This is a genomic window from Sphingomonas tagetis, from assembly GCF_024211275.1.
In the GTDB taxonomy this organism is placed as follows: Bacteria; Pseudomonadota; Alphaproteobacteria; order Sphingomonadales; family Sphingomonadaceae; genus Sphingomonas; species Sphingomonas tagetis.
Genome location: NZ_JAMLDX010000002.1, coordinates 325,274 through 350,514, shown reverse-complemented (window position 1 = coordinate 350,514; position 25,241 = coordinate 325,274). Strand labels below are relative to the sequence as shown.

The window sequence follows — 25,241 nt, the reverse complement described above, 5'->3', positions numbered from 1 at the left end:
GGCGTCAGGTGGTCGCGACGCGCAGCGGTCTGGCGCCGCCGCCGCGCCACACCGCCAGCAGCGCGATGAAGGCGGCCCCGGTGATGATCGTCGAGACCGGCAGGCCGATATGGAGCGTCGGATCCTCGGCCAGGAAATCACCGGCGGCGGTGCCGAAGGTGCGTGCGATGGCGACGACCAGCCAGTAGAGCCAGAAACGGTGGCCGCGGAGCCCGGCCCACAGTCCGACCGCGCCCAGCACGACGATGCCGAGGACGAGCGACGCCGGTCCCATGCCGATCGTGTGCAGCGTGACGTCGCCGAAAAAGGTGCCGAACACGCCGGCACTGAGCATGGCGCACCAGTAAGCGAGGCCAGCCTGCGGCATACCGTGGCGCTCGGCTTCGATCTCTTCCGCGGTGCCGCTGTTGAGGCTCTGCAGCGACCAGATCGCGGTGCCGATCATGACCGCGATCAGGATGCCGCCGAATACCGGCCAGGCGATGATCTTCTTGAAATAGTCGGCGATATTGGTCGCGCCGGTGCGGATGATGGCGATCACCAGCCAGTAATAGAGCTCACGTGGCGCGCGGTCGCGCTTCTCGAGCGTAAAGACAATGGCCGCCAGAATCGCCAGCGGGATCAGTCCGACCAGCTTGTTGAGGCCGCTGTTATGTGCCCACAGGTCGCCGAGATTGGTACCGAACAGGCTGGCCATGGCGATCGCGCACCAGTAGCGCGCGTTCACATTCGGGATATGGATGCTTTTCATGAGACCCCTTTGCTTGCGCCGCCGGAATTCGGGCGCCTGCGGAGGCGATCTAGCGATATGCGGCTGATCCACGGCTGACGGCAGAGGCAGGGTAAAAATCAGATTCGCCCGCTCGCCGCGCTTGCCATGACGGCGCACGCGCCCGATATACAATCGTAACCCGCACGCCACACCGTGTGGCTTTTTCGTCAGGCAACGCGTAGCGGGGCTGTCCCCGGTCGCGTTCCTGCGTTATCGTAAGTCGTCGAAATTATAACAGGAGCTGTTCCTATACGTCCTCCCATGTCCCGGCGCGGTTTCGCGCCCCCGGTGCCGACCGGCCCGCGGTTCAACGAATTCATCCAGTCGCCCAAGGTCCGCGTGATCGACCATGAGGGCGAGAATCTGGGCGTGATGTACACGCGCGAAGCGATGGAGCAGGCGCAGGGGCTCGGCCTCGACCTCGTCGAAGTGTCGCCCAATGCCGATCCGCCCGTCGCCAAGTTCCTCGACGTCGGCAAGTACAAGTACGAGGCCCAGAAAAAGGCCAATCTTGCCCGCAAGAGCCAGAAGACGCAGGAGATCAAGGAGATCAAGATGCGTCCGAACATCGACGATCATGACTATGATACGAAGATGAAGGCGGTGCACAAGTTCATCGGCGAGGGCGACAAGGTGAAGATCACCCTGCGCTTCCGCGGCCGCGAACTGAGCCACGGCCAGCTCGGCATGGCATTGCTCCAGCGCGTCCAGCAGGATTGCGCGGAGGATGCGAAGGTGGAGAGCTATCCCCGGATGGAAGGCCGCCAGATGCTGATGGTGCTGTCGCCGAAGAACTGAGCGATGTGAGTTAGGGACGGGACCGGTTGCCGCAGGGTGGCCGGTCCCGTTTTCGTTGTGGCGTCAGCCGCCGCCACCGCCATCGCCGCCGCAGTCGCCACCGCCGTCCGCGCTGCAACCGGACGAATCGCTTCCGTTGCCCGAATCGCTGGTCCCGCCGCCGCCGTCCGCCTTCGCTTTCTGCGCGTTGGACGCGGCGATGACGGTGACGACGCAGATGCCGGCGGCGAGCAGGGCGATCCAGACCGCGCTCATGCGGCCGGCGGCTCCCACAATTCGATGGCATTGCCCTCGGGATCGTGGATGCGCGCGAACTTGCCGATCCCGCCTTCGTCCCATTCGGGTTTGGTGATGATCGCGATGCCCGCGGCGTTGAGCTGTTCGAGAAGCCCTTCGAGATCGCGCACGCGCAGGTTGATCATGAACTGCTTGTCGGCGGCGAAATAGTCGGTGGTCGCCTTGAACGGCGAGAACACCATCGGGCCGCCGAGCGTCTGCCACACCCATTCGTTGGGCGGATCGGCGGCGTCCTCCGCCGCGCAGCCGCCGCCGACGCCGAGATGCTCGCGATACCAAGTGCTCAAGGCTTCCGGGTCCTGCGCCCGGAAGAACAGTCCGCCCATGCCCACTACGCCCATCGCCCGCTCCTCGCGATTGAAGGCTTCAGTCTAGGCAGGAACGGTGCGCGTGGCTAGGCGCGCGCCATCGTGCCTTCAAAGCGCGACGGTGCGGCCCTGCCCGGCGCTGCGCAAGGCGGCGTCGAGGATTTCGATGACCTCGAGCGCTTCGGACGCAGGCACCGGATTGGGACCGTCGCCGGACAGCGCGGATGCCAATGCTCGCCAGAATTGCGCATAGTCGCCACGCGCATTGTCCACCGGCCGCGGCGCTGCCGGATCGCCGGTGGTCAACATGCCGGGCCGCGGATCGAGTCCGAAATCGGCACCCGCAAGGTCCGCGCCCGCGAGAATCGCCGGTTCCTGGGTGTCGAGACCGTGCTTGATCCAGCTGCCGCCGGTGCCGTGCACCGCGAAACGCAGGCCATGATCGGCGGCGAGCTTGCTCGAATGGAGGATCACCCGGCGGCGCGGATAATGGAGCAGGACGTGGAACCAGTCGGGCGCGGGCGCATCGTCGCGCAGTGTCGCGATGTCGGCGGTGACGGCGTCGGGCCGGCCAAACAGGCACAGTGCCTGATCGACGAGATGCGGGCCGAGATCGAACCACGAGCCGCCCTCGCGGGCTTCCTTCCAGACCTTGGCAGGATCGGGCCGCCAGCGGTCGAAATGGCTTTCGAAATGGACGATCTCGCCAAGCTGCCCTTCGGCGATCAGGCGGCGCAGGGTCAGGAAATCGGCGTCCCAGCGCCGGTTCTGGAAGATCGTCAGCTGGACGCCAGCGCGCTCGCCCGCCGCCGCGACCTGGCGGGCGTCGGCGAGGCTGGTGGCGAACGGCTTGTCGACCAGCACATGCTTGCCCGCGCCGATCGCGGCCAGCGCGTGTTCGGCGTGGAATGCGTCCGGGCTGGACACGACGACCAGATCGATATCCGGCCGGGCGAGCAGCGTCGCGACGTCGGGAACGACCGGCACGCCGGGGATGTCGGCATGGACCTTGGCCGGGTCACGGCTGACGACGGCGCGAAGTTCGAGGCCGTCCGTGGCGCTGACGAAGGGCGCGTGAAAGACGCGTCCGCCCAAGCCATAGCCGATCAGGCCGACACCGATCATGCTCATCGAATCCTCCTGCGCAAATGGATGGGATTGGCGACCAGTCTCACGCCGCCGTGGCGAATTCGCCCATGCCCGCCGCCGCGTCGAGCATGCGGCGTTCGAGCGATTTCAGCCGCAGCACGGCGGTAATCTTGTCGCCGGTGAGGTCGGTCACATAGAAGGTATCGACCGCGCGCTCGCCATAGGTCGCGACGTGCGCCGAGTGGATCGTCACCTTCGACTGGAACAGCGCGTAAGCGAGGTGGTGGAGCAGCGCGGGGCGGTCGCGTGCATTGACCTCGATCACGGTGAAGCGGTTCGAGGCCTTGTTGTCGATCAGCACCGCGGGTTCGATCGCAAAGGCGTCGGCGCGCAGGCGCGGGAGCGGCTTGGCGGCGAGGCGTTCGGTCAGCTTGGCGCGGTTGGCGAGCGCCTCCGCGATGCCGGTCTCGATCCGCGCGAGCTGGCCGGAATCGTCGAACGGGCGGCCGAGCGGGTCCTGCACCAGGAAATTGTCGATCGCCATGCCGTCGCGCGTCGTATGGATGCGCGCGTCAATGATGTTGCCGCCGGCAGCGTGGATCGCGCCGGCGATGCGGTAGAACAGACCGGCATGGTCGGCGGCATAGACGGTGACGAGCGTCGCGCCGCGGTCGGGATAGACGGTCGCCTCGACGCTGAGCTGGGCGTTGCCGACACGGTCGATCAGCCGCGCGTTGCGCTCGATCACATCGTCGGGCTCGGCGACCCAATAGGCCTCGGGCAGGCGCTTGACGAAGCCGGCGATGTCGCGGCCGAGCGAGCGGGCGAGCAGCGCCTGCTTGGCCTCGATCCGCTCGCTGCGGCCCTTCTGCTTGTGGCCGAGGCGCAGCACTTCCTCGGCGCTCTCGTAGAGATTGCCGAGCAGCTGGCGCTTCCACCCGTTCCACACGCCGGGGCCGACCGCGCGGATATCGACGATGGTGAGGACGAGCAGCATCATCAAGCGCTGCGGCGACTGCACCGCTTCGGCGAAATCGAGGATGGTCTTGAAGTCGCTGAGGTCGCGCTTGAACGCGGTCGCCGACATCAGCAGGTGCCAGCGCACCAGCCAGGCGACGGTCTCGGTTTCCGCCGCGCTGAGGCCGAGCCGCGGGCACAGCCGTTGCGCGACTTCGGCGCCGAGCACGCTGTGATCGCCGCCGCGGCCCTTGGCGATGTCGTGCAGCAACACCGAGACATAGAGCGCGCGGCGCGAGGCGATCTGGTCGAGGATGCCGCTGGCGAGCGGGTGATCCTCGCGCTTCTCGCCCTTTTCGATCGCGGCGAGCAGGCCGACCGCGCGGATGGTGTGCTCGTCCACCGTGAAATGGTGGTACATGTCGAACTGCATCTGCGCGACGACACGGCCGAAATCGGGCACGAAGCGGCCGAACACGCCGGCCTCGTTCATCCAGCGCAACACCGTCTCGGGATCGCGTGGGCTCGTCAGCACATCCATGAACAGCGCGTTGGCGCGCGGATCGGTGCGCCGGTCGTCGATCAGCTTGGCGTCGCGCGCGGCGCTGCGCATCGCCAGCGGATGGATCTCGAGCTCGTGCAGGTCGGCGAGCGCGAAGATTTCGAGCAGCCGTACCGGGTCTTCGGCGAAGAAGTCGTCGCGCGGCAGCGCGAGGCGGCCGCGGTCGAGCACGAAGCCCTTGAGCTTGGCCGGCGAGCGGCGGATGCGCGGCAGGCCGAAACGGCTGCCACGCGCGGCGAACTTCTCGTCGAGATGCGCGAGGAAGACGCCGGTGAGGTCGCCGACCATCTTCGCCTGCAGGAAGTAGAAGTGCATGAAGCGCTCGACCTTCGACTTGCCCGGACGGTCGGCGTAGCGCATGCGCTCGGCGATCTCGCGCTGGACGTCGAAGGTGAGGCGGTCTTCGGCGCGGTTGGCGATGGTGTGCAGGTGGCAGCGCACCGCCCACAGGAAATTCTCGGCGCGGCGGAACTGGCGGTATTCGAGCTTGGTCAAGAGGCCCGCATCGACCAGCTCGGCCGGCTCGCGCACGCTATGGGCGTATTTGCCGATCCAGAACAGCGTGTGGAGATCGCGCAGCCCGCCCTTGCCCTCCTTGATGTTGGGCTCGACGACGTAGCGGCTGTCGCCCATCTTGCGGTGGCGTTCGTTGCGCTCGTTGAGCTTCTGCGCGATGAACTGGCGCGCGCTGTCCTTCTGCACTTCGTTGCGGAAGCGCAGCGCGGCCTCGTCATAGAGCGCTGTGTCGCCCCACACGTAGCGCCCCTCGAGCAAGGCGGTGCGGACGGTGACGTCGGCCTTCGCCTCGCGCACCATCTCGTCGAGCGTGCGCGAGCTGTGGCCGACCTTGAGCCCCATGTCCCACAGCGAATAGAGCATCGATTCGATGACCTGCTCGCTCCAGCTGGTCTGCTTCCAGGGCGTGATGAAGGCGATGTCGACGTCGCTGAACGGCGCCATCTCGCCGCGGCCGTAACCGCCGACCGCGACCAGCACCATGCGCTCGGCGGCGCTGGGGTTATTGTTGGGGTAGAGCCGGGCGAGCGTGAAGTCCCACAGTACGCGCAGCAGCTGGTCCATCAGGAACGCGCCGCTCGCCGCGCTTTCGTGCCCGCGCGCGGGATGTTCGAGCAGGCGCCGGGCGATTTCGGCGCGGCCGGCCTCCAGCGCCTTCTTGAGGTGCAGCGCCGCCGCCTGACGCAGCCGCATCGTGTCGGGCGCGTCGAGCGCGGCCAGTTCATCGGCGAGCGCACGGCGATCGACGATCGCGCGGCGATTGGGAATGGACTCGAAGCGCGCGGTCATGGCGCGGGAGATAGGGCAAGCGCGCGGCGGGCGCTAGCGATTGAAAACCTCCCCCTGGCGGGGGAGGTGGCGCGCGAACGGCTCAATCCGCCTTCTTGGCGACGCCGACCAGCGCGGGGCGCAGCAGGCGGTCCTTGATCATGTAGCCCGACTGGATCTCCTGCACGATCGTGCCGGGCTCGGCATCGGCCGAGGGCACTTCCATCATCGCCTGGTGGCGGTTGGGGTCGAGCGATTCGCCGAGTGCGACGATCTTCGAGATGCCGTGGCGCGCGAACACCGAATCGAGCTCGCGGCCGGTCGCTTCGAGGCCGGTGACGAGGCCCTTGAGCTTCTCGTCGCCGCGCAGTTCCTCGGGGATGGCCGAGAGCGCGCGGGCGAGATTGTCGGCGACGGACAGGATGTCGCGCGCGAAGCCGGTCGCGGCATAGGCGCGGGCGTCCTCGGCCTCCTTCTGCGCGCGGCGGAGCAGATTCTGCCCTTCGGCGCGGGCGTAGAGCGTCGCCGACTGGGCTTCGGCGAGCTGGGCTTCGAGCTCGGCAACGCGGTCGTGCTCGGCGACTTCGGGGGCTTCGTCGGCGGTTTCCTGGCGAAGATCTTCGGTCGTCGCGGTCTTTTCTTCTTCGATCATGGTCCCTGTTTTCTGCTGGTTCAGGTCAATAGCCTGGCGAGTGTAGCTGCCGTGAAATCCACCATGGGCACGACGCGGGCATAGTTCAACCGTGTCGGGCCGATCACGCCGACCACGCCGACCACGCGGCCGTCGAGCGCGCGGACCGGCTTGGCGATCACCGACGAGCCCGACAGCGCGAACAATTTATTCTCCGATCCGATGAAGATGCGGGTCGCCTCGCCCTCGCGCGCGCTGTCGAGCAGGCGGGCGATCTCTTCCTTGCCCTCGAGCTCGTCGAGCAACTGGCTGACGCGGTCGAGATCGTCGGCTGCGGCGGTGTCGATCAGCCGCGCCTGACCGCGCACGATCAGCACCGGGCGGTCGCCGCCATCCTGCGACCACACCGCGAGGCCGCGCTCGACCAGCGCGCGCGCGGCGGCGTCGAGCGCGGCGCGTTCGTCGCGAAGCTGGCGTTCGAGCCGCAAGCGCGCCTCGCTGAGGGTCAGGCCGCCGAGCGTTGCGGTGAGGTAGTTGGCGGCCTGATCGAGCGTGCCGGCGGGCATGCCGGGGGGCAGATCGACCACGCGGTTCTCGACCGATCCATCGTCGCCGACCAGCACCGCGAGCGCACGGTCGTGGCCGAGCGGGACGAAACCGAACTGGCGCAGCACACGCTCTGCCTTTGGTACGAGCACGAGACCGGCACAGGCGGAGAGGCCGGAGAGCGCGGCGGTGGTGCTGGCGAGCGCTTCCTCGACCGGGCCGTGCTGGCCGGCGCGCGATTCGATCGCGGCGCGTTCCTCGGCCGAGGGTTCCGACGCCTGCATCATGCCGTCGACGAACAGGCGCAGGCCGATCTCGGTCGGCATCCGGCCGGCGCTGGTGTGCGGCGAGGCGAGCAGGCCGAGTTCCTCGAGGTCCTGCATGACGTTGCGGATCGAGGCGGGGGAAAGGTTGAGCGTCGAGACTCGCGAGATGGTGCGCGAGCCGACCGGCTGGCCGGCCTCGAGATAGGATTCGACGACGATGCGGAAGATGTCGCGCGCGCGGTCGGTCAGTTCGGTGATCGGCGGGGTGGTCACGGAACACGATGTAGCGTGATTGCGGGCGACCTCAAGGCTGGCGAGGCTGGCGCACCGGCTTTGGGCGGTCTAGGTGCGCTTGCGACAGCCTCAGGAGATTCCGATTATGCGCCCCAGCGGCCGCGCCCCCGACCAGATGCGCCCCATCAGCATCGAACCCAATTTCACCGTCCATGCCGAAGGATCGGTGCTGATCGGCTTTGGCGACACCAAGGTGCTGGTAACCGCCAGCGTGGAAGAGCGCGTGCCGCCGTTCCTGCGCGGCAAGGGGCAGGGCTGGGTGACGGCGGAATATGGCATGCTGCCGCGCGCGACGCATACGCGTGGGAGCCGTGAAGCCGCCAAGGGCAAGCAGTCGGGGCGGACGCAGGAGATTCAGCGGCTGATCGGGCGCAGCCTGCGCGCTGTGACCGACCTGACCGCGCTCGGCGAGCGGCAGATCACGCTCGATTGCGACGTGATCCAGGCCGATGGCGGCACGCGCACCGCGTCGATCAGTGGCGCGTGGGTCGCGCTGCGGCTGGCGGTGGACAAGCTACTCGCCTCGGGCGCGCTGACCAGCGATCCGATCATCCAGCAGGTCGCGGCGGTGAGCTGCGGCATCTACAAGGGCACGCCGGTGCTCGACCTCGACTATCCCGAGGACAGCGATGCCGATGCCGACGCCAATTTCGTGCTGCTCTCGGACGGCAAGATCGCCGAGGCGCAGGCGACCGCGGAAGGCGCGTGTTACGACGAGGAAGGGCTGCTGCGGCTGCTGCGGCTGGCGCGGATCGGGTGCAACGACATCTTCGCGGCGCAGTTGAAGGCGGTCGGGCGGTGAGCGGGGAGGGCGAGGTCCCGCAGGCGATCCGCAAGCTCGCGCCGGGCAAGCTGGTGATCGCCAGCCATAACGAGGGCAAGGTGCGCGAGATCAGGGCGCTGCTCGCGCCGTTCGGCGTCGAACCGGTGTCGGCGGCCTCGCTCGACCTGCCCGAGCCGGACGAGACGGGGACGACCTTCGTCGCCAATGCCGAGCTGAAGGCGCTGCAGGCGGCGGACCTGTCGGGGCTGCCGGCGCTGGCGGACGATTCGGGGTTGTGCGTCGAGGCGCTGGGCGGCGAGCCGGGGATCTTTTCGGCGCGCTGGGCGGGGCCGTCCAAGGATTTCGGGCTGGCGATGGCGCTGGTCGAGAAGAATATCGCCGAAAAGGGGCCGGACGTGCCGCGCGACGCGCATTTCGTGTGTGCGCTGGCGCTGGCGTGGCCCGATGGGCATGTCGAGTGGTTCGAGGGGCGTGTCGACGGGACGTTGGTGTGGCCGCCGCGTGGGGGCAACGGGTTCGGCTACGACGCGATGTTTCTGCCGAACGGGCATGAGCAGACGTTCGGCGAGATGGCGCCCGAGGCCAAGCATGCGATGAGCCATCGGGCGGATGCGTTCGGGCAGCTGGTGGCGGCGGTGTTTTGAGGCCTGACGCGAATTAACTCACAACCGTCATCCCGGCCTCGTGCCGGGATCCACTGTGCCCCAGCTCTGTGTTTTGAACCTCTCGCTCATCGCTTGCCTCCCGGTGGATCCCGGCACAAGGCCGGGATGACGATGGGAGGGTGGTGAGGGATTACCCCATCTTCGGCTTTTCGCCCGGCAGCGGATAGGGCTTCCCCGCGCGGGCGATGAAGGTCAGGAACACGCGCAGGCGTTCGGTGGGGTGGGTGTTCTCGACGCCGTGCGCGACCTCGAGCGGGGTGTGGATGTGGTCGCCGGCCTTCACCGGCACGACTTTGCCGTCGATCTCCATCTGGCCCGATCCGGACATGATGTAATAATATTCGTCGAACGCGCCTTCCTTGTTGTGGTCGTCGAGGAAGTGGGTGTGGACGCCTTCGCTGGCGCCCGGTTCGAGGTCGTAGATCATGAAATGTGCGGGCCAGGGTTCGTTGGCGAAGCGGAACCACTTGATCTTGCCGGCACCCTTGCCCTGGTGGATGCCCTTGACCTCCTTGAGGCCCTCGATCTCGCTGTCCTTGGTCCAGGTGGGCTTGAGCGGACGGGGTGCGGTCACCACCGTCTCGGCCGCGAGCGCGCGCTGGCTCAGCATCGCGAAACAGGTGCCGGCGGCGGCAAGCGCGCCGCGGCGGCTGAGCTTGGTCGGCTGGTCGGTCATTACGCGTTCACTCACCTTTGTTCGAATACGAAGCGCAGAACGTCGGTTACCGAGCGCGCCGGCACCGACATGTGCCCTTCCACCGCATAGCTGCGATAACGCGTGCGCAGGCCGTAGCTCGAGAGTTGCTCCATCCGCGCCGCAAGCGCGCGCGCCGGTTCGGGATCGTCGTCCACGTCGCGCTCGCCTACAATCACCATCAGGCGGCTCGTCTTGCCGACCTTACCACTGGTCAGGCGTGCGGTAAAATCGCGCTCGTCGCGTAGCACGCCCTCGTCGAGCTCGAGCGAGGGGCTGGCGACGATCAGCGAATGGAAGGCTTGCGGCCGGGTGTAGAGCGCGTGGAGCGCGAACAGCCCGCCGAACGAGTGGCCGAACAGCGACTGGCGGTCGGGATTGGTCTTGTAGCGGGTGGCGATTTCGGCGCGCAGCCTGCCGGTCAGGAAATCGAGAAATTCGTCGCGTCCGGTCTTGCCGCCGGTCCGGCCCAGCCGCTTGCCGGGCGGGGGCTTGTCCATCACGATGAAGTCTTCGTTGCGCGCTTCGGCATAGGGCTGGTCGGTCGGGTAGCCGACGCCGACGACGATCGCCTTGCCGACCTGCTGCCATTCCTGCACGCGCCGCGTCTCGGCAAAGGCGGCGAAGCTGGCATTGCCGTCGAGGACGTAGAGCACCGGGAAGCCGGACGCCGGTGCTTCGGTTTCCGGATAGGAGACCATGATGCGGTAGGTCTTGCCGGTGTCGGACTTCATGTCCCAGACATGCGTGGCGGGCATGGCGTAGCGCGGTGGGGCTGGTGCGGCCTGTTGCGCGGTGGCGCTACCCGTAGCGGCGAGGGCAGCGAACAGGGAAGCGAGGCGTTTCACGCGCTCATCACGTTCTTGTGCACCACGCCGTCCTTGACGATCACCAGCAGGTTGCGGGCGTAGTCTTCGAGCAGGCGCAGGTCGTCCAGCGGGTTGCCGCGCACCAGCAGCATGTCGGCCCATGCGCCTTCCTTGACGACGCCCAGCGGCGCGGCGCGGTAGGTCGAGCGCTTGCCGCTGCGGGCGAACAATTCGCAATTGCCGGAGGTGGCCATGCGCAGCACTTCGGCGTTGGGGAAGAAGGCGCCGAGGCGCGGGAGCATGGCGTTTTCGGTGCGCGATTCGCGCGTGCGGGCGAACAGGTCGGTGCCGAAGGCGATGCGGACGCCGTGCTTTTTCGCGAGCCGCGTGCTGGCCTGCCAGCCGCCCGCGCCGATTGATTCCTCGGCCTTGGCGCGCTGTTCCTCGGTCAGGATGTTGTCGCCGCGCTCGAACGGTTGAGTCGAGAGCCAGGCGCCCTTGGCGGCCATCAGCGCGGCGGTGGCGTCGTCGAGCGAATGGCCATGCTCGATCGAGATGACGCCGGCTTCGAGGCAGCGGCGGATCGCGGCGGGGGTATAGGCATGGGCGCAGGCATAGGTGCCCCAGTCGGTCGCCGCCTGGACGATCGCGCGCAATTCCTCGGGCGTGTACTGGACCACGTCGATCGGGTCGTAATCGGTGGTGACGCCGCCGCCGGCCATGATCTTGATCTGGCTCGCGCCGCGCTTGAGCTGGAGCCGCGTCGCGGCGAGCACGGCGGGGACGCCGTCGGCCACCGCCGTCATGCCGCGCATCGCCAGCGCCGAGGGCTCGCCGCCGAGCGCCACCGGGATCTCGCTGGCGGGATGCGTATCGGCATGGCCCGAGGTCTGCGAGATCGCCGCGCCGCTGGGGAAACAGCGCGGGCCGGGCATGATGCCGCGATCGATCGCCGCCTTGATCCCGAACACGGCCCCGGCGGTGTCGCGGACGGTGGTGAAGCCGCGCATTAGCTGGAATTCGGCGTCCTTGAAGATGGTGGCGATGCCGACCGCGTCGTCGGTGCCCATCCACGGCACGCCCTTGACCGCGCCCATATGCCAGTGCGCGTCGGTCAGGCCGGGAATCAGCGTGTTGCCGGCGCCGTCGATCACCGTGGCGCCGGCGGGGATTGCGATGTCGCCGGATGAGACGGCGTCGATCCTGTTGCCGGTGACGCGGACGTTGCGCGGCTGGCGCGGGCTGCCGGTGCCGTCGAACAGGTGTACGTTGCGGATGAGGAGCGTGGGCGGCGGGGCGGCTTGCGGTTGCGCGGCGCCGATGAGGGGCAAGCTGCCGAGGCCGGCGAGGACGTTGCGGCGGTCCATCAGATCATCCCCAGCGCCTGGCCGGCGCCGCGATGCGCCTCGTGCATGCCGTAGGCCGCGCTCATCAGCCCCTGCAATTCGGAATGGGCGAAGACGATGCGGCCATGCGGCTTGCGCAGCACTTCGGGCGGCGGCGGGTTGCCGTCGCGGCCCTTGAAGAAGCCGGGCTGCGGCGCGCAAAAAGCATGGCCCCAGCGGTTGAGCACGATGCCGGCGATGTCGCGCTTCGCGTCGAAGCCGGTACCGCCGAACATCTCGGTCATCTGCGTGCGGATCTGCGTTTCGAAATCGGCATAGCTGGTGGCGAACAGTTGCTGCCGTGCCGCCGGACCCTGCTGCGCGGCGGGCAGATGGGTGTGGAGGAACGGGATGTAGAGCGTGAGCACGGTGGGGTCGTCGGGCGTCAGCGGCGTGGTGCTGCCGAACGCGACGTTGCGGCGGACGCAGGCGTGCCAGCCGAGTCCCTGGAACCAGCGGACATTGGTGAAGCCCAATTTGTCGAAGAAGCGCCAGTGCCGCAGCGCGATGTTGGCGACCATCACCGGGCCGTGCCGGAACTCGGCATAAGCGGCGCGGTGGGTGTCGCTGAGGTCGGAACAGATGTTGCGGTTGACCCAGCCGCCCGAGGCCATGACCACCGATTTGGCGCGCACGCGGCGGATGTTGCCGTCGCGGACATAGCTGACGATGACGGTTTCGGCCTTGGCCGGGTCGCCGTCGTGACGCACGTCGATCGCGATCGAGCCGAGGCGGATGCGCAAGGGCGCGCCGGGGCGGTCGAGTTTGGTGAAGTCGATCGGCTGTTGCGCGACATCGGCGATCTTGCCGTCGCCCTTGATCGCGCCGGGGATCGCCTTTGCGACCATCGTGCGCAGGATCGCGCTGTTGCCGCCGGGGAAGGAGACGAGGCCGATATCGGTCGCGGGCCGGGGCTTGTCGCGCTTGTTCCGGGTGCCGGGCAACCACAGCCGCTTGGCGGCATAGGCCGACACGCCGCTCCCGCCGACGCCGAAATTGGCGACCGCCATATAGGGGTCGATGTAGTCGCGGACTTGCTTGCCGTAACCGAGCTTGTCGCACAGGTCGTAATAAGTGACGGTGTCGAGCCACGCTTCGGCGCCGTCCATGTCGGACAGCACGTCGCGACGGTTGTGGACGAAATCGTCGAGTTCCTTCTGGACGTTGGCGGGCCAGGGTGTGCCGGCGAAACCGTCCTTGGTCGGGTCCTTGACCCAGCCCTTGCCGGCGAAGTGATAGCCGGTCTGATAGGCTTTCTCATAGGCCGGGGCCATCGGGGAGAAGTGATAGTCGGGGAGATTGTATTTCTCGGCGCCGCCGGCGAGCGGTTCCATCTCGTATTTTCCGGGCAGGCCGAACTCGGCGTAGTAATCGGTATAGACGTCGTAGAGGCCGTCGTTGAAGCTGCCTCTCACATAATTGGGGCCGGGAATGATCTGGCCGTTCGAGCCCTGCGGTGCGGTGAGGTGGCGGCCGTCGACGTCGAACTCGTTCTGCTTGGCCTCGCCGCCCATCACCGGGTGATTGTCGAGGAGAAGGCAGGTCTTGCCCGCGCCGGCGCGCTTGGTGAATTCATAGGCCGCGGTCATGCCGGAAAAGCCGCCGCCGACCACCACCATGTCGACGTCCTCGTCGATCGGCCGCTGCGAGATGTCGGGATAGCGGCGGTCGCGAATGCCGTGCGCGGCGTCTGCTACCGCCTGGGTGTTGCCGTTCGACCAGGCGTAATCGCCGACGCCGCCATAGCCGGTCCAGGCCGAGCCGGAGGGGGCGAGCGAGGCAGACCCGTCGGCGGTCTTGCCGCAGCCGGCGAGCAGCGCGGCGCCTGAGGCGGCGAGCGTGCCGTTGAAGAAGTCACGGCGAGTGATAGCGGCGGTGAGGCCGAGCGGATCGGTCGAAGATGGGCGGCTCATGCCGCGATTGAACCTTGTCCGGGCCTGTGAGGCTAGGCCCGCGGCGGGTAACTACCCTTCGTCATAAGGTAATTGGCCCGATTACGGCAGCGCGCGCTGACCGAACACATTGCCTGCCGGCGTGTAGCGGCAGACGAGATAGTCGTCGCGGCGGTTGCTGGCGAAACCGCAGCCGACTCGCGTGGTCGAGCGCCACACGATCTGGGTGTAGTGGCCGACATCGCCGAACTTGCCGCTGCGGCTGACGTTCGGGATGGGATTGTTCACGAAGAAGCGCTGCTCGTCGATCCAGTGCTGCGCCATTTCGTCATAGCGATAGGCGCCGTGCGTGCCGGTCCAGAGATTCTCGCCCTGTGGCGGGTTGCCGCGCGGCTGCTTTGAATGTTCGAACACGCCGCGGCGGGCGAGCTCGCGGGCATAGGCAGTGGCGTCGCGGGCCAGCGCGTCGTCCCAGGCGAGTTCGGGGACGCGGGCGGAGAGGCGGGCGGTGTTGTGCATCGTCAGCAGCGCGCGCTTCATCAGAGTCTCGCCGCGCGGGGCGTCTTCCTCGAACCGGCGCGGCTCGATCACGCGCGGCGGGAAGTCCTGTTCGGGCGAGCAGGCGGCGAGGAGCAGGAGGGGGAGCAGCAGCATCTTTCGGATCGCTTTCGATGCGCCCATAGCGCGCGGGCGATGAACGATTCCCAACCGCTTGCGCTGTACGTCCACTGGCCGTTCTGCGTGTCCAAATGCCCCTATTGCGATTTCAACAGCCATGTCCGCGAGGTGGTGGATCAGGCTGCGTGGCGCAAGGCGCTGCTCGCCGATCTCGCGCATGAGGCGGCGGTGCTGCCGGGGCGGCGGCTGGGGTCGATCTTTTTCGGTGGCGGCACGCCATCGCTGATGCCGCCCGAGACAGTGGCGGCGGTGATCGAGGCGGCGTGCGCGGCATGGGCGCCAGTCGAAGGGCTCGAGGTGACGCTGGAGGCGAACCCGTCCTCGGTCGAGGCGGCGCGGTTCGCCGATCTGGCGGCGGCGGGGGTGAACCGGGTGTCGTTGGGGTTGCAGGCGCTTGATGACGACGCGCTGCGGTTTCTGGGGCGGGCGCATGGGGTGGACGAGGGGCTGGCGGCGCTGGCGACGGCGCAGCGCCATTTCGGGCGGGTGAGCTTCGACCTGATCTATGCGCGGCCGGGGCAGACGGTGGCGGACTGGGAGGCGGAGCTGAGCCGGGCGCTGGGGTTCGGGACCGAGCATCTGTCGCTCTATCAGCTGACGATCGAGCCGGGGACGCGCTTCGCGACGCTGGCGGCGAAGGGCGAGCTGACGATCCCCGGCGAGGACGAGGCGGCGGATTTATGGGACGTGACTCAGACGCTGACGGGCGCTGCCGGGCTGCCGTTGTACGAGGTGTCGAACCATGCGCGGCCGGGGGCGGAGAGCCGCCATAACCTCAGCTACTGGCGCTACACCGATTATGCCGGGGTCGGGCCGGGCGCGCATGGGCGGCGGACCGGACATGCGACGCTGCGCCACAAGAAGCCGGAGAATTGGCTGAGCGCGGTCGAGCGCCATGGCAGCGGATTGCAGGAAGAGACGACGCTCACCCCCGCGCAGCGCGCCACCGAAGCGCTGGTGATGGGCTTACGGCTGGCCGAGGGCGTCGATCTGGCGTGGATCGATGCGGCATATGTGGACGATGCCGCGGTCGCCCGGTTGCAATCGCACGGGTTGATCGAGCGCACGCCCGGCTGGCTGCGCGTGACCGCTTCGGGCATGCCGGTGCTCGAAGCGATCCTGCGCGAGGTGGTGCGGCCCTAGCGCCCTCCGAAGCTCGACGGCGCGGGTGACACCGTCACCGTGGTGCCGCCGCGGATTTCCTGCACTTCCAGCGCGCGCTCGGCGATGCCGTCGCGGCCGAAGCGGAAGGCACCGTCGAGACCGCCGAAGCCGCCGCGGTCGCTCAGGCGATCGGTCGGAAAGACGTCGCCCGGGCGCCAGTCGCGCGCGACGCGCACGGTCAGCAGCACCGCGTCGTAGCCGAGAGTCGAGAGACGATAAGGTGAGGCACCGAAGCGGGCGCGGTATTTGGCGGCGTAGGTGCGGTAGAGCGTGTCCGACACGCTGGCGAACCACGCGCCATTGAGCGCGGTCATCCCGCCGATCCCGGTATCGCTGTTCCACAGCTCCGGCCCCAGCACGCGCGCGCCGGGGCTGGCGCGGCGGATGCCGGGGATCGCGGCGACGGCGCCGCTCGCGCTGTCGGCGATCAGCACCGCCTGAAAGGGCGAGCGGGCCAGGCGGCCGATCGCGGCGTTCATTGCGGCTGGGCCGCGATTATAGGTTTCGAGCGCGGTGACCTTGCCGCCCGCCCCCTCGACCGCGCGCAGGAACGCCGTGCTGGCACGCTCGCCATAAAGGCCCGTCGGCATGAGGCCGGCGAAGTCGGTCACGCCGCTGCGGCGGGCATAGTCGACGACGCGCTCGATCGACTGTGCCGGGGCATAACCCATCAGGAACGTCCCGTTGCCGGCGACGCTGGTGTCGTTGGAGAAAGCGAGCACCGGCACGCCCGCGCGGCGGGCGATCGGGGCGATGGCGCGCGCATCCTCGGCGAGCAGCGGGCCGAGGATCAGCTGATTGCCGTCCGCGAGCGCGCGCTGCGCGGCGGCGGCGGCGCCGAGCGCGGTGTCGTAGGTGGTGATGCGGACTTCCTCGGCTTTGGTGTCGAGAATCGCGAGCTGCGTCGCGTTGGCGAGGCTGCGGCCGACGCCGGCATTGGCGCCGGTGAGCGGCACGAGCAATGCGACGCGGTGGCGCTGGGCGTCGTCGGGCAGGCCGGGGCCGACCGGGCCGGGGGCAGGGCGAACGGGGGCAGGGCCGGGCCGGGCCGGCTCCGGCGGGGGCGCTGACGGGCGGACGCAAGCGGCCACCGCCAGCGCGCCCGCGACGACGATGCCTCGAAGCAGCGACGCGATGCCCCGTTGCGGTGTGACTGCTGCCTCTGCCATGACGTTCCCCAATGGATTCTGTTCTTGCCCCCGGCCTCTACATCGTCGCGACGCCGATCGGCAATCTCGGCGACCTTTCCCCGCGTGCGGCTCAAATACTCCTGAACGCCGATATCGTTGCGGTCGAGGACAGCCGTGTGACAGCCGGGCTGTTCCGGCATCTCGGTGCCAAGCGGCCGATGACGCCTTATCATGACCATAATGCCGAGGCGGTGCGGCCGGGGCTGGTGGCGCGGATGGGGCGCGAGGCGGTGGCTCTGGTGTCCGACGCAGGGACGCCGCTGATCTCCGATCCGGGCTACAAGCTGGTGCGTGACGCGCGCGCGGCCGGGCACGCGGTGGTGACCATTCCGGGGCCGTGCGCGGGGATCGCGGCGCTGACGCTGGCGGGACTGCCGACCGACCGGTTCTTGTTCATGGGGTTCCTGCCATCGAAGCAGCAGGCGCGTGGCGAGACGATCGCCGAGGTCGCGGGGATTCGCGCGACGCTGGTATTCTATGAATCCGGACCACGGCTGTCGGGCGCGCTGAGCGCGCTGGCGCAGGGCCTGGGGGACCGCGAGGCAGCGGTGGCGCGCGAGATCACCAAGAAGTTCGAGGAATGCGTGACCGGATCGCTGGCCGAGCTGGCGGCGCGCTACGCGGATGCGCCGCCCAAGGGCGAGATCGTAATCGTGGTGGCGCCGCCGGGCGAGGCCGCGCCGGCGAGCGCGGAGGATGCCGACGCCGCGCTGGCCGAGGCGCTGACGCGGCTGCCGGTGTCGAAGGCCGCGGGCGAGGTGGCCAAACGGCTGGGGCTGGACCGCAAGGCGCTGTACGCGCGGGCGATGGAATTGAAGGGGTGACTGCGGCGGTCGGACCCTTGCTTCAATCCTCTCCCGCCAGGGGGAGGTGGCAGCCGAAGGCTGACGAAGGGGGCGGATTCCAGATCGCTGACGAGGGGCTTCCTCCCCCTCCGTCGCGCTGCGCGCGCCACCTCCCCCTGGCGGGGGAGGATTTAGGATCGTGAGGGACCGCCGCGCTGCCGAACAATCGGGCCGAGACGGCGAGACGCGCGCGGCCTGGTATCTGCGGCTGCGCGGCTGGCGAATCCTCGACCGGCGCGTGCGGACGCCGGCGGGGGAGGTCGATCTGGTGGCGAAGCGCGGCAAATTGGTCGCGTTCGTCGAGGTCAAGGCGCGCAAGACCGCCGCCGAACTCGACTTCGCGATCGACGAGTGGCGATTGTCGCGGGTCGCGGCGGCAGCGGAATTTCTGATGCCGCGCTATGCAACGAACGGGGAGGATATCCGCGTCGACGTGCTGCTGCTCGCGCCGGGCGTCAGACCACGGCATATCGAGAATGCCTGGATCGGGTGACATTCGGTGCGCGCGTCCCTAACTGCGCAGCGTCACCGCCGAAGGATCGCCAATGCCCCTCACCGTTGCCGTGCAGATGGACCCGCTCGATTCGATCAACATCGCGGGCGATTCGACCTTTGCGCTGATGCTGTCGGCGCAGGCGCGCGGGCACCGGTTGTTCCATTATGCCGCCGATGACCTGAACTACGCCGACGGGCGGGTGTGGGCGCGCGCGCATCCGGTGACGGTGCAGCGGGTTCAGGGCAACCACTTCAGCTTCGGCGATCCGGTCAGCCTCGATCTGGGCGACGCGGCGGACGTCGTGCTGATGCGGCAGGACCCGCCCTTCGACCTGGGGTACATCACCGCAACGCACCTGCTCGAGCGGATCGCGGACAAGACGTTGGTGGTCAACGACCCGGCCAGCGTGCGCAATGCGCCGGAAAAGGTGTGGGTGCTCGATTTCGCGCGCTTCATGCCACCGACCTTGATCACGCGCAGCGTCGACGAAGCGCGGGAATTTCTCGCCAAGCATGGCGCGATCGTGGTCAAGCCGCTGCACGGCAATGGCGGCAAGGCGATCTTCAAGATCGACAGCGATGGCGCCAATCTCTCGTCGCTGATCGAGGTGTTCAACACCGCCTATCGCGAGCCGCACATGGTGCAGGCCTTCCTTCCCGACGTGGCGAAGGGCGACAAGCGCATCGTGCTGGTCGATGGCGAGGTGGCCGGCGCGGTCAACCGCGTGCCGGGCGAGGGCGAAATCCGCTCGAACCTCGCGGTCGGCGGGACCGCGGCGAAGACCGAGCTGACCGCGAAGGAGGCGGAGATCTGTGCTGCCCTGGGGCCGGAGCTCAAGGCGCGCGGGCTGATCTTCGTCGGGATCGACGTGATCGGCGGCGAGTGGCTGACCGAGATCAACGTGACCTCGCCGACCGGGATCGTCGCGATCGACCGGTTCAACGGGACCGACACCGCGGGCATGATCTGGGACGCGATCGAAGCGCGGGTTGCCGCAAAGGGCTGATCCTTTCGTCCTCTTGCGGGTTCAACATCACCAGTGACCGAATTCATCCTCAATCTGATCGCGTGGGGCGGTTATGTCGGCATCTTCCTGCTGATGGTGATCGAGAACGTCTTTCCGCCGATCCCGTCCGAGGTGATCATGGGCCTTGGCGGGATGGCGGTTGCGCGCGGCGACATGGCGATGACGCCGCTGCTGATCATCGGCACGGCGGGGACCACGGTCGGCAACGTCTTCTGGTACGCGGTCGGGCGCTGGATCGGTTACCAGCGGCTCAAGCCGTTCGTCGACCGGCATGGCCGCTGGCTGACGGTGCACTGGGAGGATGTCGAGAAGCTGCACCGCTTCTTCGTGCGGCACGGGCTGTGGGTGGTGTTCGTGTTCCGCTTCCTGCCGACCTTCCGCACGATGATCTCGCTGCCCGCCGGCATGGCCAAGATGGGGCTGCCGCGCTTCCTGCTGGCGACGTTCCTGGGCAGCGCGATCTGGAACGGCGTGCTCGCCTATGCCGGGCTGCTGCTCGGCTCGCAGTTCGAGGAATTGCAGGACTATGTCGGGCCGGTGGCGGTGGCGATGACGGTGGGGCTGGTGATCGGCTATCTCTACAGGGTCGTCACCTGGAGACCGCGCGCCTGAGCTTCCTCGGCGTCGAGCGCGGCGGCGATTTCGGCGGCCATTTCCTGCATGCGCGGGACGATCGTCGCCAGCTTGACGCTGCACGGCTCGGGGTCGATCGAACAGAGCGTGCCGTAGAAGCCGTCGAGCCGCATGATCGGGATGGAGATGTAGCTTTCGAAGCCGTAGAGCGCGGGCGTGTGGTGCGTGCGCCAGTCGGGGTCGGCGGTGACGTGATCGATGATGACGTGGCAGCCGCTCTGGCGGATCTCGTCGCAGATCGTGGTCTTGAGATCGAGTTCGCCGCCCACCTCCAGCCCGAAGCCGATCTTGTCGAGCACCTGACACGCGACCCAGTGTGTGTCGGTGACTCGCGCCACCGCGGTAAAGCCCATGCCCGTCAGCGCGCAGACCTCGCGCAGCATAGCCTCGACGCCGGGTATGCGACGGACGCGCGCGATGTCGGGTTCGAACGGGCTGCGGGTCCAGTCGGTCATTGCGCTAGCGTAGCAGTTCGCACGTGAATGTCACGCACGCGGGTGACTATAACGATAGATATCAAGCAGATGCGCGGCGTCGACGGCGGTGTAGATCTGAGTCGAGCTGAGGCTGGCATGGCCGAGCAGCTCCTGGAGCGCGCGCAGGTCGGCGCCGCGGCCAAGCAGATGCGTGGCGAAGCTGTGGCGAAGCGCGTGCGGGGTGGTGCGCGGCGGGAGGCCGAGCCGGGTGCGGGCGGCGCGGACCGAGCGGCGGATGATCGCAGGTGACAGCGGCCCGCCGCGCGCGCCACGGAACAGCGCTTCGCCGGGGGCGGTGCCATAGGGGCAGCAGCGGACATAGTCCTCGATCGCCGCGCGCACCTGCGGGAGCAAGGGCACGATGCGGGTCTTGTCGCGCTTGCCGGTGACGCGGATCGTCTCGCTCAAGGGCAGGATCGCGCCGGTGAGCGCCATCGCCTCGCCGATGCGCAGCCCGGCGCCATAGAGCAGCAGCAGCACGGCGAGATCGCGCGCGGCGATCCACGGCTCGCTGGCGTCCTCGGCGACTTCCTCGGCGAGTGCGATGGCCTCTTCGGGGGAGACCGGGCGGGGGATGCCCTTTTTGACGCGCGGGCCGCGCAGGCGGGGGATGTCGCTGTTCTCGCCGCCGGCGAAAGTGAGGAAGGCGCGGACGGCGGACAGCTCGCGTGCGGCGGAGGCGTTGGTGAGGCCGTTCGTCCGGCGGCTCGCGAGATAGGCGCGCAGGTCGGCGGCGGTGACCTTGGCCAGCCCCTCGCGCGACACAGGCTCGCCCCAATGGCCGCTGAGAAAGGCGATCAGCCGCACCGCCGTCGCCTCATAGGCGCGTACCGTATGCACCGAGCGCCGCCGGTCGCGCGCAAGATGTTCGGCGAAGAGCAGGGGCAGGGGGCGCTCGTCCATCGCGTGGGTGGTAGCACGCTTCAACGGCGTCGCGAATCGGCTAAGAGCGCGTGGATGAGCCATATCGACAGCAGCGGCGCGCGCCTCGCCTTTCACCACAGCCCCGGCAACGGCCCGACGATCCTGTTCCTGCCCGGCTATGCCAGCGACATGAGCGGCAGCAAGGCGGTGGCGATCGAAGCCTGGGCGCGGGAGACAGGGCGGGCGTTCGTGCGCTTCGACTATGCCGGGTGCGGCGAAAGCGAGGGCGCGTTCGAGGACGGAACGTTGGCGAGCTGGCGCGACGATGCGCTGGCGATGATCGACCGGGTGATCGAGGGGCCGGTGGTATTGGCCGGATCGTCGATGGGCGGGTGGATCATGCTGCTCGCCGCGCTGGCGCGGCCGGAGCGAGTGGTGGGCATGGTCGGGATCGCGGCCGCGCCCGACTTCACCGACTGGGGCTTCACGGCGGAGCAGAAGATGGTGCTGTTGAGCGAGGGGCGGCTGGAGGAAGAGTCGCAATATTCGCCTGAGCCGACCGTGACCACGCGCGGCTTCTGGGCATCGGGCGAGGCGAACCGGCTGATGCACGGGCCGATCGATCTGCCGATCCCGGCGCGCCTGATCCACGGCCAGCGCGACCCCGACGTGCCGTGGGAGCGCAGCGTGACGCTCGCCGGGCTGCTGCGTTCAGACGATGTGCAGACATGGCTGGTCAAGGACGGCGACCACCGGCTGTCGCGGCCGCAGGACATCGCGTTGATCCTGCGGGCGCTCGAAGATGTGAGTATGGGATGATCCTGTTGCTATTGCTCGCGCAAGTCGCGGGGCCGCCGTCGCCTGCTCGCGAGCGCTGGGAAAATTGCGTCGAGGCTGCGACGGGCGATCCCGAAGCGGCGATCGCCGAGGCCGAGCGCTGGAAGCTGGCCGGCGGCGGCTTCCTGGCGCAGCAGTGCCGCGGCATGGCCTATGCCAGGGTTGGACGCTGGGAGAGTGCGGCGGGCGCGTTCGAGGCGGCGGCGCGCGAGGCCGAGGTGGCGAAGGACGTGCGCTCGGGCAAATATTGGGCGCAGGCGGGCAATGCCTGGCTCGCCGCCAAGGATCCGGCCAAGGCGCGTGCGGCGCTCGATGCCGCGCTGGCGACCGGCGTACTGACCGGACTCGAACTGGGTGAGGCGCATCTCGACCGGGCGCGCTCGCGTGTGGCGATGCGCGATCAGCAGGGCGCGCGGCAGGACCTCGACGTGGCGGTAGTGAAGGCCGCGGCGGACCCGATGGCGTGGCTGCTCTCGGCGACGCTGGCGCGGCGGATGGGCGATGTGCCGCTGGCCAGACGGCATATCGCGACGGCGATCGAGCTGGCGGGCGACGACCCTTCGGTGCAGCTGGAGGCGGGCAACATCGCCGCCTTTGCGCGCGACGAGGCAGGAGCCAAGGCGGCATGGGCGAAGGCGGTGAGCCTGGCGCCCGGTTCGGAGCCGGCAGCGGCGGCGCGTGCGGCGCTCAAGCAATTCGAGGGCGCGGCGGAATAGACTCTCGCGAAACGCATCCTATCTGTGGTGCGAACCAGGCGAGGCTCCCCGATGAACTATCTCCACACGATGATCCGCGTCACCGATCCCGATGCGACGATCCGCTTTCTCGAGCTGATGGGGCTCAAGGAGGTGCGCCGGATGGAGAGCGAGAAGGGGCGGTTCACGCTGATCTTCCTCGCCGCGCCCGGCGATATCGGGGCGGATGGCGAGCGTGCGAGTGCCGAGGTCGAGCTGACCTATAACTGGCCCCCCGAGGATGGCAGCCCCGGCGAGACCTATGGCGGCGGGCGCAATTTCGGGCATCTCGCCTATCGCGTCGACGATATCTACGCGACCTGCCAGCGGCTGATGGATGCGGGCTATCCGATCAACCGCCCGCCACGCGACGGGCATATGGCGTTCGTGCGGACCCCCGACGGGATTTCGGTCGAGCTGTTACAGGACGGCTATCTGGAACCCGCCGAACCCTGGGCGTCGATGCCGAACACCGGCGTCTGGTAATGGACTGGCGCGACCGCCGCTTCCTCGAGCTGAGCGGCGCGCGCGTGCCGATCGTGCAGGCGCCGATGGCGGGCGCGAGCGGGATCGAGCTGGCGGTGGCGGCGATCGAGGGCGGGGCGGTCGGCTCGCTGCCGTGCGCGCTGCTGGCGCCGGAGCAAGTGGTGGCGCAGGCGGCTGAGGTGCGGGCGCGCGCCGAGGGGCCGCTCAACCTCAATTTCTTCTGCCATGTGCTGGCGCCGGCGCCCGACGAGCGCGCTTGGCGGGCGTTGCTCAAGCCATTTTACGACGAGTTCGGGATCGAGGATGCGGGCGATCCGCCGCCGCTGCGGCGCCCTTTCGACGCGGCGATGGCCGGGGCGGTCGAGGTGGCGCGGCCCGATTTCGTCAGCTTTCATTTCGGCTTGCCCGACGCGGCGCTGGTCGATCGCGTGCGGGCGAGCGGGGCGCGGATCATTGGCAACGCCACGACTTTGGCGGAGGGCAAGTGGCTGGCGGGGCAGGGCTGCGACGCGATCATCGCGCAGGGCGATGAGGCGGGCGGGCATTCCGGCTGGTTTCTCGACGCGCATCGGCCGGTCGGGCTGCTCGCGCTGGTGCGACAGCTTGCGCAGGCGGTCAATGTGCCGGTGATCGCCGCGGGCGGGATCGCGGACGGCGAGGCGATCGCCGCGGCGCTGACCGCAGGGGCGAGCGCGGTGCAGATCGGCACCGCCTATCTCGCCTGTCCCGAAAGCCTGATCCCGCCGGCGCATCGCGCGCTGCTCGGGACCGATGCGGAGACGGTGTTCACCAATTTGCTGACCGGGCGCCCGGCGCGCGGCTTTCGCAACCGGCTGATCGATGCGCTGGGACCGATTCATGCCGACGCGCCGCCCTTTCCCCATGCGGCGTCGGCGCTGGCGCCGTTGCAGGCGCGGTCTCGGGCCGATTTCGGGCCGCTCTGGGCGGGGCAGAGCGCGGCGCTGGCGCGGGAAATGCCGGCGCGCGACCTGACGCGGCAACTGGCCGAGGCGGCGTTGAGGGTGTTAGAGGAGACGGCATGATCGAAGTGGTCCGCATTCCCGCGCTGAGCGACAACTATATCTGGCTCGCGCATGACGACGCCTCGGGCGAGACGGTCGTGGTCGATCCGGCGCAGGCCGAGCCGGTGCTGGCGGCGGCGCAGGCGCGCGGGTGGACGATCTCGGTGATCTGGAACACGCATTGGCACCCGGACCACACCGGCGGCAACGCGGCGATCAAGGAGGCGACCGGCGCGACCGTCATCGCGCCGGCGGCGGAGGCGGCGAAGATTCCGACCGCCGACCGGCTGGTGGGTGAAGGCGACGTTGTGATGCTGGGCGCGCATGCGGCGCGGGTGATCGAGGTGCCGGCGCATACCGCAGGGCATATCGCCTATCATCTGGCCGATGACTCGATCCTGTTCGTCGGCGACACGCTGTTCGCGATGGGCTGCGGGCGGCTGTTCGAGGGGACGGCCGAACAGATGTTCGGTAATATGCAGCGGCTGGCGGCGCTTCCCGGGGAGACCGCGGTCTATTGCGCGCATGAATATACGCAGAGCAATGGGCGCTATGCGCTGGTGGCGGAGCCCGACAATGAAGAGCTCGCCGAGCGCATGGCCGAGGTCGACCGGATGCGCGCGCAGGGCCTGCCGACTGTGCCGACGACGATCGCGCTGGAACGGGCGACAAACCCGTTCATGCGGGCCACGAGCGTCACCCAGCTGGCCGAACGGCGGACGGCGAAGGACCATTTTCGCGGTTGATCCACCCGGG

28 protein-coding genes are annotated in these 25,241 nt (G+C 68.5%); 13 read left to right on the top strand and 15 right to left on the bottom strand.

Annotated elements, in window-relative coordinates:
• Positions 1-4: 4 nt before the first annotated feature.
• Positions 5-751 (bottom strand): COG4705 family protein, encoded by a 747-nt coding sequence (locus M9978_RS04345; RefSeq protein ID WP_254291657.1) that lies wholly within the window; start codon positions 749-751, stop codon positions 5-7.
• Between the two features lie 282 nt (positions 752-1,033).
• Between M9978_RS04345 and infC the strand changes: the two genes are divergently transcribed.
• Positions 1,034-1,570, top strand: a complete 537-nt coding sequence (gene infC, locus M9978_RS04340) for a translation initiation factor IF-3 (protein ID WP_254291655.1) — start codon at positions 1,034-1,036, stop codon at positions 1,568-1,570.
• Between the two features lie 63 nt (positions 1,571-1,633).
• Here infC and M9978_RS04335 read toward each other — a convergent pair whose 3' ends face one another.
• From M9978_RS04335 to hrcA, 6 genes are all read right to left on the bottom strand, one after another.
• A complete protein-coding gene (locus M9978_RS04335; RefSeq protein ID WP_254291653.1) occupies positions 1,634-1,825 on the bottom strand; it encodes a hypothetical protein in 192 nt (63 codons plus the stop codon).
• Positions 1,822-2,208 (bottom strand): VOC family protein, encoded by a 387-nt coding sequence (locus M9978_RS04330; RefSeq protein WP_254291651.1) that lies wholly within the window; start codon positions 2,206-2,208, stop codon positions 1,822-1,824. The genes M9978_RS04335 and M9978_RS04330 overlap by 4 nt, the downstream gene beginning before the upstream one ends.
• A gap of 75 nt (positions 2,209-2,283) precedes the next feature.
• Positions 2,284-3,306: an oxidoreductase gene (locus tag M9978_RS04325; protein WP_254291650.1), complete on the bottom strand. Its 1,023-nt coding sequence runs from the start codon at positions 3,304-3,306 to the stop codon at positions 2,284-2,286.
• 40 nt (positions 3,307-3,346) lie between these two features.
• Entirely contained in the window at positions 3,347-6,088 is a 2,742-nt protein-coding gene (locus M9978_RS04320; RefSeq protein WP_254291649.1) for a [protein-PII] uridylyltransferase, read from the bottom strand.
• Between the two features lie 82 nt (positions 6,089-6,170).
• Complete coding sequence (gene grpE / locus M9978_RS04315) at positions 6,171-6,719, bottom strand: nucleotide exchange factor GrpE (protein WP_254291647.1); 549 nt, start codon at positions 6,717-6,719, stop codon at positions 6,171-6,173.
• 20 nt (positions 6,720-6,739) lie between these two features.
• The gene (gene hrcA, locus M9978_RS04310) at positions 6,740-7,783 is read right to left on the bottom strand and encodes a heat-inducible transcriptional repressor HrcA (protein ID WP_254291645.1); all 1,044 of its coding nucleotides are present in this window, start codon (positions 7,781-7,783) and stop codon (positions 6,740-6,742) included.
• Between the two features lie 106 nt (positions 7,784-7,889).
• On the opposite strand from hrcA, the gene rph reads away from it, so the two are divergent.
• Positions 7,890-8,606 (top strand): ribonuclease PH, encoded by a 717-nt coding sequence (rph, locus tag M9978_RS04305; RefSeq protein ID WP_254291643.1) that lies wholly within the window; start codon positions 7,890-7,892, stop codon positions 8,604-8,606.
• Positions 8,603-9,232 (top strand): RdgB/HAM1 family non-canonical purine NTP pyrophosphatase, encoded by a 630-nt coding sequence (gene rdgB, locus M9978_RS04300; RefSeq protein ID WP_254291641.1) that lies wholly within the window; start codon positions 8,603-8,605, stop codon positions 9,230-9,232. Before rph ends, rdgB begins: the two co-directional genes overlap by 4 nt.
• A gap of 151 nt (positions 9,233-9,383) precedes the next feature.
• On the opposite strand, the gene M9978_RS04295 is transcribed toward rdgB, so the two are convergent.
• From M9978_RS04295 to M9978_RS04275, 5 genes are all read right to left on the bottom strand, one after another.
• Positions 9,384-9,929: a cupin domain-containing protein gene (locus M9978_RS04295; RefSeq protein WP_254291639.1), complete on the bottom strand. Its 546-nt coding sequence runs from the start codon at positions 9,927-9,929 to the stop codon at positions 9,384-9,386.
• Between the two features lie 11 nt (positions 9,930-9,940).
• Positions 9,941-10,795, bottom strand: a complete 855-nt coding sequence (locus tag M9978_RS04290; RefSeq protein WP_254291637.1) for an alpha/beta hydrolase — start codon at positions 10,793-10,795, stop codon at positions 9,941-9,943.
• Entirely contained in the window at positions 10,792-12,123 is a 1,332-nt protein-coding gene (locus tag M9978_RS04285; protein ID WP_254291635.1) for a metal-dependent hydrolase family protein, read from the bottom strand. Before M9978_RS04285 ends, M9978_RS04290 begins: the two co-directional genes overlap by 4 nt.
• On the bottom strand, positions 12,123-14,054 hold the full coding sequence (locus M9978_RS04280; protein WP_254291633.1) for an NAD(P)-binding protein: 1,932 nt from the start codon (positions 14,052-14,054) through the stop codon (positions 12,123-12,125). The genes M9978_RS04285 and M9978_RS04280 overlap by 1 nt, the downstream gene beginning before the upstream one ends.
• Before the next feature lie 81 nt (positions 14,055-14,135).
• Positions 14,136-14,687 (bottom strand): CAP domain-containing protein, encoded by a 552-nt coding sequence (locus tag M9978_RS04275; RefSeq protein ID WP_254291631.1) that lies wholly within the window; start codon positions 14,685-14,687, stop codon positions 14,136-14,138.
• A gap of 39 nt (positions 14,688-14,726) precedes the next feature.
• Between M9978_RS04275 and hemW the strand changes: the two genes are divergently transcribed.
• On the top strand, positions 14,727-15,854 hold the full coding sequence (hemW, locus tag M9978_RS04270; RefSeq protein ID WP_254291629.1) for a radical SAM family heme chaperone HemW: 1,128 nt from the start codon (positions 14,727-14,729) through the stop codon (positions 15,852-15,854).
• Here hemW and M9978_RS04265 read toward each other — a convergent pair.
• Positions 15,851-17,044 (bottom strand): penicillin-binding protein activator, encoded by a 1,194-nt coding sequence (locus tag M9978_RS04265; RefSeq protein WP_254291627.1) that lies wholly within the window; start codon positions 17,042-17,044, stop codon positions 15,851-15,853. The two genes, hemW and M9978_RS04265, sit on opposite strands and share 4 nt — an antisense overlap.
• Before the next feature lie 11 nt (positions 17,045-17,055).
• Between M9978_RS04265 and rsmI the strand changes: the two genes are divergently transcribed.
• The 4 genes from rsmI (at position 17,056) to M9978_RS04245 (ending at position 20,045) form a co-directional block, all read left to right on the top strand.
• A complete protein-coding gene (rsmI, locus tag M9978_RS04260) occupies positions 17,056-17,889 on the top strand; it encodes a 16S rRNA (cytidine(1402)-2'-O)-methyltransferase (RefSeq protein ID WP_254291625.1) in 834 nt (277 codons plus the stop codon).
• 160 nt (positions 17,890-18,049) lie between these two features.
• The gene (locus M9978_RS04255; protein ID WP_254291623.1) at positions 18,050-18,403 is read left to right on the top strand and encodes a YraN family protein; all 354 of its coding nucleotides are present in this window, start codon (positions 18,050-18,052) and stop codon (positions 18,401-18,403) included.
• Positions 18,404-18,455: 52 nt separating this feature from the next.
• Positions 18,456-19,412 (top strand): glutathione synthase, encoded by a 957-nt coding sequence (gene gshB, locus M9978_RS04250; protein WP_254291621.1) that lies wholly within the window; start codon positions 18,456-18,458, stop codon positions 19,410-19,412.
• A gap of 33 nt (positions 19,413-19,445) precedes the next feature.
• Entirely contained in the window at positions 19,446-20,045 is a 600-nt protein-coding gene (locus M9978_RS04245; RefSeq protein WP_254291619.1) for a DedA family protein, read from the top strand.
• On the opposite strand, the gene M9978_RS04240 is transcribed toward M9978_RS04245, so the two are convergent.
• Together M9978_RS04240 and M9978_RS04235 are read right to left on the bottom strand one after the other, a co-directional pair.
• Positions 20,012-20,521, bottom strand: coding sequence for a GAF domain-containing protein (locus M9978_RS04240; protein WP_254291618.1), 510 nt, complete (start codon positions 20,519-20,521; stop codon positions 20,012-20,014). The two genes, M9978_RS04245 and M9978_RS04240, sit on opposite strands and share 34 nt — an antisense overlap.
• 30 nt (positions 20,522-20,551) lie before the next feature.
• The gene (locus M9978_RS04235) at positions 20,552-21,445 is read right to left on the bottom strand and encodes a tyrosine recombinase XerC (RefSeq protein ID WP_254291617.1); all 894 of its coding nucleotides are present in this window, start codon (positions 21,443-21,445) and stop codon (positions 20,552-20,554) included.
• Positions 21,446-21,499: 54 nt separating this feature from the next.
• Between M9978_RS04235 and M9978_RS04230 the strand changes: the two genes are divergently transcribed.
• Genes M9978_RS04230 through gloB form a run of 5 tightly spaced genes read left to right on the top strand, consistent with a single transcriptional unit; the run spans position 21,500 to position 25,231 of the window.
• On the top strand, positions 21,500-22,225 hold the full coding sequence (locus M9978_RS04230; protein ID WP_254291615.1) for an alpha/beta fold hydrolase: 726 nt from the start codon (positions 21,500-21,502) through the stop codon (positions 22,223-22,225).
• Complete coding sequence (locus M9978_RS04225) at positions 22,222-22,959, top strand: hypothetical protein (RefSeq protein ID WP_254291614.1); 738 nt, start codon at positions 22,222-22,224, stop codon at positions 22,957-22,959. The genes M9978_RS04230 and M9978_RS04225 overlap by 4 nt, the downstream gene beginning before the upstream one ends.
• Positions 22,960-23,010: 51 nt before the next feature.
• On the top strand, positions 23,011-23,463 hold the full coding sequence (locus tag M9978_RS04220; protein ID WP_254291612.1) for a VOC family protein: 453 nt from the start codon (positions 23,011-23,013) through the stop codon (positions 23,461-23,463).
• Positions 23,463-24,506, top strand: coding sequence for an NAD(P)H-dependent flavin oxidoreductase (locus tag M9978_RS04215; RefSeq protein WP_254291611.1), 1,044 nt, complete (start codon positions 23,463-23,465; stop codon positions 24,504-24,506). Before M9978_RS04220 ends, M9978_RS04215 begins: the two co-directional genes overlap by 1 nt.
• Positions 24,503-25,231 carry a hydroxyacylglutathione hydrolase gene (gene gloB, locus M9978_RS04210; protein WP_254291609.1) on the top strand — a complete coding sequence of 243 codons (729 nt, stop codon included), beginning with the start codon at positions 24,503-24,505 and terminating at the stop codon, positions 25,229-25,231. Before M9978_RS04215 ends, gloB begins: the two co-directional genes overlap by 4 nt.
• Positions 25,232-25,241 lie beyond the last annotated feature (10 nt).